This is a genomic window from Hymenobacter cyanobacteriorum (assembly GCF_022631375.1).
Taxonomy (GTDB): Bacteria; Bacteroidota; Bacteroidia; order Cytophagales; family Hymenobacteraceae; genus Hymenobacter; species Hymenobacter cyanobacteriorum.
The window spans coordinates 1-13065 of sequence record NZ_JALBGC010000009.1 but is presented as its reverse complement, the minus strand read 5'-3'; the positions used below and the strand labels follow the sequence as shown (position 1 = coordinate 13065).

The following is a 13065-nucleotide window of genomic DNA, read 5'->3' as shown; positions in this document are numbered from 1 at the left end:
AGAAATAGCCCCGGCCACGTGAACGGGCCGAGGCTACGCAGGATGAACCGATGAGGCTCTCCTTGAAAGACTCAAAAATAGAAAAAAGTGGCCCCAGCGGCAACCCTTTATCACAGTATCTTTCAGCCACAATCCCACCCCATGAAACTCCGCATCGAAGACGACACCCTGCGCCTGCGCCTCTCGCAGGGCGAGCTGGACGAATTTGCCGAGAAAGGCCGCGTCGAAGGCGCCGTGCATTTTGGCCTGAATCCCGCCCAGCGCCTCACCTATGCCCTGGAGCGCGGCTCCGAGCCCGCCCAGACCCTCCCCGACGAAGAGCCCGTGCAGGTGCACTACGAGCCGGGCGCGCTTACCGTGCTGGTGCCCTTCAAGCTGGCCAAAACCTGGGTTGAGACCGACCAGAACGGCTTTTCGCACAACCTGCCATTGGCTGAAAACCAGCACCTCCGTATTCTGGTTGAGAAAGACCTGGACTGCCGACATTAGGTCGGTGCTGCTGACCCTACTATATAAATCCCACCTTTCTGTTTCGATGAGTTCCATGGAAGATTCCCCCAAAACCGACCCCGGCAAAGCCGGCCAGTCGCACGAGCAGAAGTCCAGCCTGGCCCCGAAAAGCGGCGAGCGCCCCGACCAGGGCAGCGCCCCGGTAGCCGACCGCGAAATTCCTAACGCCGACCACGCCAGCAAAGCCGGCCACGAGGCCAGCGCCGGCGCGCCGCCCGCCGAAGAACACATTCCCGCGCCGCCCACCATGGAAGCTAAGTATCTACATCCCATCCTCGCCCAGCCACCCGAAGCCCTCACCGGCCTCAAGCTCGAAGGCCGCGAGAAGGTGGCGGCCGGTGTCACGGCCGTTATCAAATCCATGCAGTTCAGCTGGGGCGAAGGTGGCGTGGGGCGCGGCACCAAGGCCCTGCTGGGCCTGAACCAGAAGAACGGGTTCGACTGCTCGAGCTGCGCCTGGCCCGACCCCGACGAGCACCGCTCGGTGGCCGAATTTTGCGAGAACGGGGCCAAAGCCACCGCTTCGGATGCCGACGACAAGGCCGCCGGCCCCGAGTTTTTCGCCCGGCACAGCTTGGCTGAGCTCTCGCGCATGACCGACCGCGACCAGAACAACGCCGGCCGCCTCACACACCCCATGGTGAAGCGCCCCGGCGACAACCACTACTCGCCCATTGCCTGGCCCGATGTTTTCGACCTCATTGCCAAAGAGCTAAACGCCTGCCAGACGCCCGACGAAGCCGTGTTCTACACCTCGGGCAAAATCCCGAACGAGCCGGCCTTCCTGTTCCAGCTATTCGCCCGCGAGTTCGGCACCAACAACCTGCCCGACTGCTCCAACATGTGCCACGAGAGCAGCGGCTCGGCCCTGAGCCCCACGCTGGGCCTGGGCAAAGGCTCCGTCACGCTGAATGACATTCACGAGGCCGAAGTCATCCTCATCATCGGCCAGAACCCGGGCACCAACCACCCGCGGATGCTCTCGGCCCTGCAAATCGCCAAGCGCAACGGCGCCAAAATCATCAGCGTGAACCCGCTGCCGGAAGCCGGCCTCCTCGCCTTCAAGAACCCGCAGGATTTCATGAACCCGCTGCGGGCGCTGGGCGCGCTGATGGGCGACGGTACGCAAATCACCGACGTGTTCCTGCAAGTGCGCGTGGATGGCGACATGGCCCTGCTGCGCGGCATCATGAAGCACCTGTTTGAAGCCGAGGACCTGAACCCCGGCCAAGTGGTCGACCGCAGCTTCGTGGCCGAATTCACCGAAGGCTTCGACTCGTTCGAGCAGAACATCCGCAACACGAACTGGGAGGAAATCGAGGAAATCAGTGGCATCAGCCGCGCCCAGTTGCTGGAAGCGGCCAACCTCATGGCCCGCAAGCAGAAAATCATTACCTGCTGGGCCATGGGCGTCACGCAGCAGCGCCAGGGCGTGCAGACGATTCAGGAAATCGTGAACCTGCACCTCATGAAGGGCGCCATCGGCAAGCCCGGCGCGGGCACCTGCCCGGTGCGCGGCCACTCCAACGTGCAGGGCGACCGCACGATGGGCATCTGGGAGCGCGTGAAGGGGGATTTTCTCGACGCGCTCGAAAAAGAGTTTAAGTTCACCGCTCCGCGCGAGGATGGCCTCGACGTGGTGGAAAGCCTCAAGGCCATGCACGCGGGCAAAACCCGGGTGTACTTCAGCCTGGGCGGCAACCTGCTGGCCGCCGGCCCCGACACCGAGTTCATTGCCGAAGCCATGCGCAAGCAGAAGCTGACCATATTCGTGGCCACCAAGCTCAACCGCGGCCACCTTACCACCGGCGAAACCAGCCTGCTACTTCCCACCTTCGCCCACGTCGATATCGACATGCAGAAGAGTGGCCACCAGATGAGCAGCTGCGAAAACTCGATGGGCGTGGTGAGCCAGAACAAGGGCATTCTGGTGCCCCTGGCTGGCGACCAGCTCAGCGAAGTAGCTATTATCAGCGGCGTGGCCATTGCCACGCTCGGCGACAAAACCCGCACCGACTGGGTGGCCATGACGGAGAATTACGACGTCATCCGCGACCACATTGCGCGCGTCATCCCCGGCTTCGAGGATTTCAACAAGAAACTGCGCGAGCCAGGCGGCTTCTACCTGCCCAACGGCCCGCGCGAGCGCAAGTTCACGACCAAGGACGGCAAGGCCCACTTCAGCACCACCACCCTGGAGAAGTACACCCACGACCCCGACCACCTCATTCTGATGACGGTGCGCTCGCACGACCAGTTCAATACCACGATTTACGAGTACAACGACCGGTACCGCGGCATCCACGGCGAGCGCCGCGTGCTGTTCATGAACCCGGCCGACATGGCCGCCCGCAGCATCAAAGCCAAGGACCTCATCGACATCACCAGCCACTTCGAAGGCGAGGAGCGTACCGTAGAGAAATTCGTGGCTGTGCCCTATGACATTCCGAAAGGCAACGTCTCGGCCTACTTCCCCGAGGCCAACCCCTTGGTGCCCATCACCAGCGTGGCCAAAGTGAGCAACACGCCCACCTCGAAATACGTGGTGGTAACGGTAGTGCCCACCGCCGTGAACAACGACAAGCGCATCAAGCAGCGCGAGAAGATGATTGCGTAAAACCTCACCCCCGACCCCCTCTCCTGCGGAAAGGGGAGCCAGCCGATTCAGAAAAAAGCCCCAATTCAGCAATGAATTGGGGCTTTTTCTTGAGGTAATCTATCGAACAACTACGCCGTGGCTCCCCTCCCCGCAGGAGAGGGGCCGGGGGTGAGGTTAGGCCGGCTCGCTCGTCTTCTCTAAATCGAACAGCTCGCCCAGCAACTCCACCAGCTGCCCGCCATCGTCGCGGCGGCAGGCGGCTTTGAGCTGGAGCACGTGCTGCTTGAGAATCTTCTGCATCAGCGAGCGGGTGGCATCGTCGAGGAGCTTGCTTTCGGCGGGGGTGGCTTTTTTCTGGAAGCGGTCGAGCTCTTCCTGGCGCAGCTGCTCCAGGCTGGCCTTCATTTTCTGGATGAGGGGCGACACCATCATTTCCTTGGCCCAGTCATTCAGGCCGGCAATGCTTTCGGCGATGATGGCGCGCACCTGCGGCACGGCGGCCAGGCGGGTTTGCAGCGCGGCCGAGGCCTTGCTCTGAATGGCGTCGATATTATACACCAGCACGCCAGGCACCTGTTCCACATCGGCGGCGATGCTGCGCGGTACGCTCAGGTCAATTAGGAACTTGAAGCTGAGTACGTCGAGGTTTTCGGCCAACTCTTTGGTGAAGAACGGCTCGGCGCGGTTGATGGAGGAGATGATGACGTCGGCTTCCTTCAGCGCGGGCACGAGGTCTTCAAACTCCACGATGCGCATGTTGCACTCGGCGGCCAGCTCTTCGGCCTTGGCTCGGGTGCGGTTGCAGAGCGTCACTTCGCCAAAGGCCTTGCTGGCGGCCAGGTGGCGGCATACGTCGGCCCCAATTTCGCCCAGACCGACCACCAAAACTTTGGGGTTGGCCACGTCGGCGGTCAATTCTTCTACCAGTTCCAAGGCGGCATAGCTCACCGAGGCAGCCCCGTCGCGGAAGCTGGTTTCGGTTTGCACGCGCTTGTTGGTGAAGAAAACAGTGTGCAGCAGGCGGTGCAGGAAGGGACCGGCGGCGTCGGCATCGGCGGCCCACTGGTAGGCCATTTTCACCTGGTTGCTGATTTGCAGGTCGCCCACCACCTGGGCATCGAGGCCCATGGCAACTTCGAACAGGTGCTGCACCGCCGCGTCGGCGTCGGGCAGCAGGTCGAAGTAGGGGAGGAACTGGCCAACATCGGCGCGGTCTTTTAGGTAGCCCAGGGCAAGGATGATTTCGCGGCTGCGGTCGTCCTCGGCGGCGTAGTACACCTCGGTGCGGTTGCAGGTGCTCAGTACAAGCAGGTCACTAAGGCCCAACTCATTGTGCAGCGTGTGCAGGAAGCGGCGGCAGGCGGCCTCATCCAGCGAGAGCAACTCGCGGATGGCGAGCGGGGCTTTCTTAAACGAGAGGCTGACGGCCTTGAACGGATGCGACATAGACGAAATCGGTACGAAACCGGGCTGCAAAATTACGGCAGGAATCGGCAAGTATGAAACATGCATACCAAACCGGCGGTTCGGCCAACTTCGCAATAATCCGGAATGCCGCCCTGCGGAGGCCCCGTACCTTTGCGCCATGTCCTCAAAAATCCCGCCCGCCCTCGGTTCTCCACTCGCATCATCCGCCGCGCCGGTTGCTTCGGAAGCAGCGGCAGGTAGGGTTAACGCCGATTTGACCGGCACCGCCGACGAGTCGGCTTCGCTCGAAGCCACCGAAGCCCTGGCCCCCGCCGCGCCGGCCGCCACCACGCCGATGGCGTGGGCGCTGCTGATAATTCTGGCCTGCATCTGGGGCACCTCGTTTATTTTGATGAAGAAGGGCTTGGTGGTGTTTTCGGCGCTGGAGCTGGGCGCTATTCGGGTGAGTGTGGCGGCACTGTTGCTGCTGCCGTTTGCCCTGCGGCACGTGAGCAGTGTGAAACGTAGCCGGTTCAAATGGCTGGGGTTGAGTGGGGTGGTAGGCACACTGCTGCCGGCTTTCCTGTTTGCCTATGCCGAGACGAAGCTGGCCTCGGGGTTGGCGGGCGTGCTCAATGCCCTCACGGCGGTGTTCACGCTGCTGGTAGGGGCGCTGCTGTTCGGGCAGCGGCTCACGGGGCTGCGGGTGCTGGGTATTGCGTTGGGCTTAGTGGGCACGGTGGTAATGTTGCAGCTCGGCGGCAGCGGCGGCGATGCCACGCCCGCCGGCGAGGGCAACGCCTGGTACGGCCTCTACATTCTGGCGGCTACCATCGGTTACGGACTGAGCGTGAACGTAATAAAGCACAAGCTGGGTGGCCTCACGCCGGTAGCCGTTACTTCGATGCTGCTCATGCTCATCGGCGGGCCGGCGCTGGCGTTTCTGCTGCTGGGCACCGGTTTCGTGCATAAGCTGACGACCGCGCCGGGGGCCTGGACGGCTTTCGGCTACATTGCGCTGCTGGCCACGATGAGCACGGCCGTGGCCATGGTGCTGTTCAACAAGCTCATTCAGCAATCCACGGCGCTGTTCGCCTCATCCAGCACCTACCTCATTCCCATTGTGGCACTGGCGCTGGGCGCGCTCGATGGCGAGGCGTTCAACATCTGGCACTTCGTGGGCATGGTTATTATTCTGGGCGGGGTGCTCATCATTCACCGGGCCAAGTAGGGGCGGGGCTTGCCCCCGCCCGTCGTTGAACAGAATCGTTACAACGGTGCGGACGACGGGCGGGAACAAGCCCCACCATTAATTCAAAACGCCCCTGTCACGCCTAGCATCCCCCAGCGGTGGGAGCGGCCGCCCGCGAATTCCGACGTAACCCAGGTAGCTGTCGCGGTAAAGCTGGACCCGCCGTGCGTGAGTACCAAGCCACCGGAACTGCGCAGTACCGCTCGCCGCACGTCGCTGGCGCTCAACGTGTACGGGTCGCTGTTGGAAAAGACCGCGCCCTGCAATGTGGCATCGTAGCCGATGAGCCGGCCGGTCAAAGTCGCTTCGCCATAAAGCTGCCAGTGGGGCTGCTTGTCAGGATGACTCGGATTAGCGAAATAGGGCCGGAACTGCCCGGCGCGCAGGTGGAGGCCCGTGCCGGCGTAGGTGTATAGTGTGCCTAATGATGCTTCGGCATCGGCCAGCAGCTCGGCGTGGCGGCTGGCGGCGAGCTGCTGCTCAAATTCCACGCGGTAGCCGATGATGGGCGCGTTGCGAATCTGATAATCCCAGCCGCGGGGCTCGGCGTTGCCCGTAATGCGGTGAATGGCGGTTTGCAGCTGCTTGCCACCGGCGGCCGGGCCGATGAAGCCGATTTCCAAGGCCGTGGTCAGGCGCTGGTGCCGCGTGGGCTGGTTGCTGATGCGGAAAAACGACCCGTACAAATAGGCTGCATACGGCCGGTCGCCGACGCGAATAAACGCGTCTTGAATGCGCAGGGGCGTAAATCCGTCGTAGCGCAGCGTGAGGCCGTATTGCTGCATGCTGCCACGCGGGCCGACCGCCAACAGGTGACGCACCGGCAGCCGCGCCAGCACCGGATGCACCAGCGTCAGGGTCATGCCCTGCGTGAAGTAATAGTCGGTGCGGAAAAATAAATCGTTGGCGTAGGTGTAGCGCAGCAGGCGGGCCGGGCTGACGGGCCGCAGCGAATCGGCCGGCGCGGGGTCAGCGAGCAGTGGCCGTGGCAGCCTCAATAGAAACAGCAGAAACAGCAGGCGCATAAGTGGCAGGAGGTACGCGCTGGCGGGTTAGGAGGATTGGGTGGGCTTGGAAATGGCGCTGTCATCCTGAGAATTCTACGCTTTAAGCAGAGACGAAGGACCTTATCACGGCAGAACGGTTTGCAGTGAATTCAAACGAAACAAACGTGATAAGGTCCTTCGCAAGCTCAGGATGACATACGTGAATTCATTCACTCATTCACATACGGCCACTCCTGAAATCGGGCAGGCAGGCCAGCGGCTCGGGCATTGCCGCGCACGTAGGCGAGCAGGCTGGTGAACTCGTCGGCATCCTGCACCTCGTACTCGTGCCAGCCGACTTGCCAGAACTCGGCTTCGGACGGGAGCTTGGGGCGCACCAAGCGGCGGCAGGAGGTGCCGGTGCGCAGGTGCAGCAGGTCGATGGCTTTCGCGAAGGAGAGTGGGCTGTCGTCGGGCAGTTCCAGCACGAGATGAGCGTGGTTGGGCAGAATGGCGAAGCCGTGTACGCGGAAGCCGGTTTCCTCCAGCATCAGGATTTCGCCGGCCAGTACTTCGGCTATCTTCTCGTTTTCGAAGTGTCTGGGGCCGATAGGAGCACGGTCGAGGACGGCATCGAACTTCGCGAAAAACTGCTTCTGGGCGCGGCGGTGGTCTGCGCCGGCCTCTTGGGCAGCGCGCAGGCTGGCTTTCAGCTCCCGGCCGGTGGCAGCCGGAATGGTGCCGTGCAGGCGGAAGGTGAGCAGGCTGAGCATAGGTTAATAGATGGTATGCGTTTCTACGCTACCGTCAGGGTGTCGTTGGTATTGCGCAAGTGGTTATCGTTCAGCAGTTGCTCCACCACTGCCGCCAGCGCCTGCCGCTGTTCCTCGCCGGGGCGGCTGAAACCCAGCAGGCGAGCGGCGGCGGCCGCCGTGGACGTTTTTTCCAGCGAAAAGCTGTTGCCCACCACGGTCAGCACGGCGGCGGCCAGTTCTTCGGGGGCTATCAGGCTGAGTTTGCGGGAGGCGGCCGGCAAGGCGCTGCGGTCGCGCACCACGGCGGCATCGGGGCGCATGGTGGGCGTCCACAGAAAGTCGCCCTGCACGCGAATGCTGCCCATTTGCCCCGCCACCCGAATGGCCGCCGCCACGCTGGCCCGAATGCGCGAACCTACCTGCGTAGCGCCCGACGCCAGTGCCAGCCGGCGCGTCACCTCATCCACATGCACGGGGCTTTCCACGGCCACGACTTCCGCCACCCAGGCCGCCAACCGGCCGGCCGGATGCTGGTGAATTTCCTTCTGGCGAATGACCGGCGGCAGCTGCGCCAGCTGGTAAGGCGGCGCGGCCGGAGTGCCGGGCGGCGCAGGCGCATCGCGGACCAGGCCGGCAGGCGAGGGCGGGAGAGCGGTTGCCGACGACAATGTGGCGGCCAGAATATCGGTAGAATCTTTAGCGGCAACTAGGGCAGACTGGTGGCGCGCCGCTTCAATGGCGGCCACGGCGCGGTCGGCCTCACCGGCCGGGTCGCGGAACCAATCGGTGCTCCAGATGCGGTGCAGGCGCCAGCCCACGGCTTCGAGCACCTGCTGGCGCAGGCGGTCGCGGTCGCGGGCCGAGCGGGCGGCGTGGTACATGGCCCCGTCGCACTCAATGCCCAATACGTAGTGGCCGGGCTGGTCGGGGTCGACCACCGCTAGGTCAATATAAAAGCCCTGGCTGCCCACCTGCGAGCGCAGCTGGTAGCCCCGCGCCGTGAGGGCCCGGCACACGGCCTCCTCAAACGGTGATTCCGGGGCGCGGCCGGTTTCCTTGTTCTGGTGGAGGCGGCCGGTTTGGGCGTAGGCCAGAAAGGTTTTGAGCGCGGCCACTCCCCGGGCTGCCGTGCGGCTCAGGTCGAGGTCGTCGGCGGTGAGGTTGGTGAACACCTCGCAGCGCAGCCTTGCGCGGGTGATGAGCACGTTGAGGCGGCGCTCGCCGCCGTCACCATTCAGCGGGCCGAAGCTCATGGCGAGGTAGCCCTCGCGGGTGCGGCCGTAGCCGATACTGATGAAAATGACGTCGCGCTCGTCGCCCTGCACGTTTTCGAGGTTCTTGATGAAAAAGGGCTCGTGCGAATGCTGGTTGAAAAACGCTTCCGTTTCAAGGTGCTTTTTACGTTCAATTTCCAGCGCATCCTCAATGGCCTGCCGCTGCGCCATGCTGAAGGCCACTACGCCCAGCGTGAGGCCGGGCGTGCTGCGGGCGTGGTGCAGCACGGCCGCGGCCACGGCGGCGGCCTCCTCGGGGTTGGTGCGGGTGGTGCCGCGCTCGTAGTACGTGTCGGGCAGATGATGGTATTGCAAACCCAACTCGCCGGCCGGCCCGCCGGGGCTGGGGAAAACCACCAGCCGGTCATCATAAAACAAGTGGTTGGAGGGCGCAATCAGCGACTCGTGGCGCGAGCGGTAATGCCAGCGGAGCAGGCGCTCGGGCATCTGGCGGGCCCGGCACAGTTCCAGGATACTGGGAATGTCGGCGGTGGGGTTTTCCTCATCGGTCGCATCGTCCGCGCCGGTCAGCGACTCGAAGAAACTGCTGGGCGGCAGCTGTTTCGAGTCGCCCACCACCACCAACTGCCGGCCGCGGGCAATGGCCCCGAGCGCATCCACGGGCTTCACCTGGCTGGCTTCGTCGAACACCACCAAATCGAACTCGACCGCGCCCGGCGGCAGGTAGGTAGCCACCGACAACGGCGACATCATCATCACCGGCTTGATGGCCTGCACGGCCCGGCCGGCGTCTTGCATCAGGCGGCGCAGCGGCAGGTGGCGGCTTTTCTTGGCAAACTCGCGGCTGAGCACCCGCATCTGGCCGCCAGCCCGCGGGTTGGGCAGTTGCGCAAAATGCTGCTGCATGGCTCGAATGCGGTTGTGGTAGAGGACGGCTTGGTCGGCCTGCCGGAAGCGGGCTGCCACTTCTTCATGTCCGGCCCGTTCGAACCGGCGCAGGGCCGGGTGCTGCTCGTAGGCGATTTTCTGCAGAAATTCGAGCCAGGTCTGGCGTACGGCCAGGGCCAAAAAGCGGGAGGCTTCGGGCCAGCTTTCGGCCAGCAGCAGCAGCTCCGGCCGCTGCTCGGCACGCACCGTGGCGGCCACATTGTTCCATTCGGTGGTGAGGGGTAGGGCGGGCAGGTCGGCGGCCCAGGCGGCCAGCGTGGCCAGCTGGGCGGCGAAGGGCTGAAACTGCAGGCGGCCATCGGGGCCGAAACAGCGGGCCTCGTTCAGCAGCAGCGTATCGGCCACGGCCTGCAGGGCCACGCGGTGCCGGGCTAGGGCAGTTTCCAACGCAGTCAGGGGCGCAGCTAGTGCCTCGGAAGCGGCGCTTTTGGCCAGATACGCGAGCAGCTCGGGCGGCAGTTCGCGGCGGGCAATGCGCTGGTGCGTCAGCAATGCATAATCGGCCACGCGGCGCAGCCGGGGCCAGTCGGAGCGCAGCCCCTGCCAGTCGGGGCCAAACAGTTGGCTCATCAGCGGCTCGGCTTCAGCAATGGTCTGAGCGTGGCGGCGGGCTTCGTGAATGGCCTCGACAACCGGCAGTAGGGCTGCCGCATCTTCCGGGAGTGGGCCGCGCCAGAAGCCTTGCAGGCGCTGGCGGGCGCGGCGGTAGTCACCGCTCAGGAATTTCCACCACTTGCCGCCCGCCGCTAGTAGGGCCGCACGCTCAGGCAGCAGGTTCTGGTCCCAGGCTTCGGGCAGCAGCAGCGCACCGTTCTGCTGGTGCAACGCAGTATAGGTGGTGCCCGCTTGCAGGATTTCGGCCAAGCGGCCGGCCTGTGCCACCCAGGCCGCATTAGCCACGGCCACACCGGCCAACGGCGGGGCCAATTGGGCGTGGCGGGCGGCAGGGAGCAGAGCCTCAGCCTCGGCGCGGTGAGTGGGCGTGGGCAGGCCCAACTGCCGGGCCAGGGCTGCGGCCGTGTCTTGCAGGGCCAGCACGGTGGCGGGTGCGTCGCGCAGCCTGGCGGCCAGGTCGGCCTGCTGGGCCGGCAGCAGCACCAATAGCTCGCTGCCCCAGAAAAGCAGGTTTTTCGGGAGGCCGGTTTTTTGCAGCGTGGCTTGCAGGCGGGCGGCCAGGGCTTCGGCGTGGACCGCGTCGGCATCGGTCCAGGCAGCCAAATCGGCGAAGGGCAGGCGGGGGAGTTCCGCCGCGCCGCGCTGCTCGTGCAACGCCAGCAGCTCGCCGGCTACCTGCTGGGCGGTGTGGCGGCTGCGGCCCAGCGGTGCGTTCACGGCCAGCGCGTAGTCGTTCAGGGCCTGGCGGTAGTGGGGAAGTTGGGTGAGCTGGTCGGCTACGGCGGTGGCGGGCGCGGGTCGGCCCAGGCTCAGGGTGTGGCGCAGCTCATCGAGCACGGTTTTTTTGTTGGCTTTGTGGCTGTGCAGCTCCAGGCACGCTTCGCCCAAGCCCAGGGCGCCGAGGCGGCGCTTCACCACTTCCAGCGCAGCCATTTTCTCGGCCACGAACAGCACCTTTTTGCCCGCTCCGATGGCCTCGGCCAGCAGGTTGGCAATGGTCTGCGACTTGCCCGTGCCGGGCGGCCCCTGAATAATCAGGTTGCGCCCCTCGTGCACCGCCAGTAGCGCCAGCAACTGCGACGAGTCGGCATCGAGCACCTGGTGCAGCTCGGCGGCCGGGCTGTCGGTGTCCAGAAAAGCCTCGTCGCTCACCGTGGGCGGCGCGTCGGTGAAACCTGCTTCCGCGCCCAGCAGGGCCTGCAGGCCGGGGTGGTCGAGCAGGCCGTGGCCGGCGGGCCAGCTGGCTGGGTCTAGGTCGCGGTAGAGGCGGAATTTGCCAAAGGAGAAAAAGCCCAGCGCAATAGCATCCGGAGCCACTTGCCAGCGCGGCTGGCCCGCCACGGCGGCGGCTACGGCGGCGGCTACGGCGGCGTAGTAGCCGGCCAGCGGCGCTTCCTCGTCCAACTCGGGCAGCGGCAGCGCTACCGCGAAGCCGGCCTGCAGCCGGGCCTGCAGCGAGAGGTTGCCCTCCACTTCGGCCCCGGTGTGGCGCAGCCGGAAACCCTCAGTGGCCGGGCCGCGCTCCAGCAGCACGGGCACCAGCACCAACGGGGCCTGCCGGGGTTCGGCGCTGCTATCGGCTTCGTACCAGGTCAGCATCCCCAGGGCCAGGTAGAGGATGTTCACACCCTGCTCTTCCAGGCTGGTGCGGGCAGTGTAGTAGGTATGCAGCAGGCGGCGTTCGAGGCGGGCCGGGGGCTCGTCGGTTTGCAGCTGGTTGGCGGGGCGGCGGGCGGCTTCACGGGGCTCATTCGCTGCGTCGGTGGCGGCCTGCAAGTATAGGGTTTTGCCCTCGCGCACCAACCCTTCGTACACGGCGGTCGTGCTTTCGCGCACTATGGCCACGCCCCGGCTGGCCGAGGGCCGGAAGTTGAGCAGCGGGTTGCGCAGGCTCAAGTCCAGCAGCTCCTGCCGCGCGGCATCGAGGCGGGCCGCCAGGGCGGGGTCGGGGACGGAAGAAGCGGGCGGGTTCAAGCGTAAAACAGGCAGTTGCGGCGACGGCGTATGGCCACCCGCAACTTACGCCGCAACGGGGGCTTGCGCAGCAGGCGTATCTTGTGGTTCTCCGCTGGCTTTTTGTTAGCGATGCGGATTAAGTGGTTTTGCTGGGGTACTAAGCGCTGGTTCGACGTTTGCGAAACTCAGCTCCCCAGTGCATTTCGTAAAGGTTGAATTGTAGACGGGTTTCTTAAACTCAGCCGGCGTTGTAGCGGCTTGTTCACACTTGGTGTTGAGTAGCTTTTGAGCTTTTACCGAAAGGAATGTTTAAAACGTTACCGTTTCCCGTTCAAATACCCACCCATAATGGCGTCTCCTAAGTAGGTGCCAGAAGGGGCGTAATCCACCGCCTCCGAGCATTTAACACGGCCATCCTTGTCGTAAGTCAGCACCGTTACTACCCGGTCCCCGGCTGTGTTGGGCACCTCTTCATTTATCAATTGCCCCTCTTTTGTGTAAGTGGAGACCTTTGACGCTAATCGGCCTTGGTGGTACTGCGCCTGCACTTTCAACGCACCGGTGGGGTAGAACACGGCGTACCGTCCTTCAAGTTTTCCGTTCCGAAACGTAGCCTGAATTGGATTTTACGCCGTGGGCGTAAAAGACCCAAGGGCCGTCCAGCACGCCTTCTACGTAGCTAGGAAGTGTTAACAGTGATTGTTAGCTTGGGTAATGGAAACAATGCTCACCGACGCACAATGGGCGCGCTTGGCGCCGCTGTTGCCGGGCCGGGAAGGTACGAGCGGGGGCCGCGGGCGCG

Annotated in this window: 7 protein-coding genes; 3 read left to right on the top strand and 4 right to left on the bottom strand. The window is 64.3% G+C overall.

Annotation, left to right across the window (positions count from 1 at the left end; all coding sequences use genetic code 11):
• The first annotated feature begins 141 nt into the window (after positions 1-141).
• Together MON38_RS22505 and MON38_RS22500 are read left to right on the top strand one after the other, a co-directional pair.
• A complete protein-coding gene (locus tag MON38_RS22505; protein WP_241938417.1) occupies positions 142-489 on the top strand; it encodes a DUF7009 family protein in 348 nt (115 codons plus the stop codon).
• A 55-nt stretch (positions 490-544) separates the two neighbouring features.
• Positions 545-3127 carry an FdhF/YdeP family oxidoreductase gene (locus MON38_RS22500; RefSeq protein WP_241938416.1) on the top strand — a complete coding sequence of 861 codons (2583 nt, stop codon included), beginning with the start codon at positions 545-547 and terminating at the stop codon, positions 3125-3127.
• 156 nt (positions 3128-3283) lie between these two features.
• On the opposite strand, the gene hemA is transcribed toward MON38_RS22500, so the two are convergent.
• On the bottom strand, positions 3284-4555 hold the full coding sequence (hemA, locus tag MON38_RS22495; protein ID WP_241938415.1) for a glutamyl-tRNA reductase: 1272 nt from the start codon (positions 4553-4555) through the stop codon (positions 3284-3286).
• 139 nt (positions 4556-4694) lie between these two features.
• Here hemA and MON38_RS22490 point away from each other — a divergent pair, with 139 nt between their 5' ends.
• Positions 4695-5747, top strand: a complete 1053-nt coding sequence (locus tag MON38_RS22490) for a DMT family transporter (RefSeq protein WP_241938414.1) — start codon at positions 4695-4697, stop codon at positions 5745-5747.
• 83 nt (positions 5748-5830) lie between these two features.
• Here the strand turns inward: MON38_RS22490 and MON38_RS22485 are convergent, their stop codons facing one another.
• The 3 genes from MON38_RS22485 to MON38_RS22475 all read right to left on the bottom strand — a co-directional run bounded on the left by MON38_RS22485 (position 5831) and on the right by MON38_RS22475 (position 12281).
• Positions 5831-6793, bottom strand: a complete 963-nt coding sequence (locus MON38_RS22485; protein WP_241938413.1) for a lipid A deacylase LpxR family protein — start codon at positions 6791-6793, stop codon at positions 5831-5833.
• 191 nt (positions 6794-6984) lie between these two features.
• Positions 6985-7527: a hypothetical protein gene (locus MON38_RS22480; protein ID WP_241938412.1), complete on the bottom strand. Its 543-nt coding sequence runs from the start codon at positions 7525-7527 to the stop codon at positions 6985-6987.
• A gap of 23 nt (positions 7528-7550) precedes the next feature.
• Positions 7551-12281, bottom strand: coding sequence for a DUF3320 domain-containing protein (locus MON38_RS22475; protein WP_241938411.1), 4731 nt, complete (start codon positions 12279-12281; stop codon positions 7551-7553).
• Between the last annotated feature and the right edge of the window lie 784 nt (positions 12282-13065).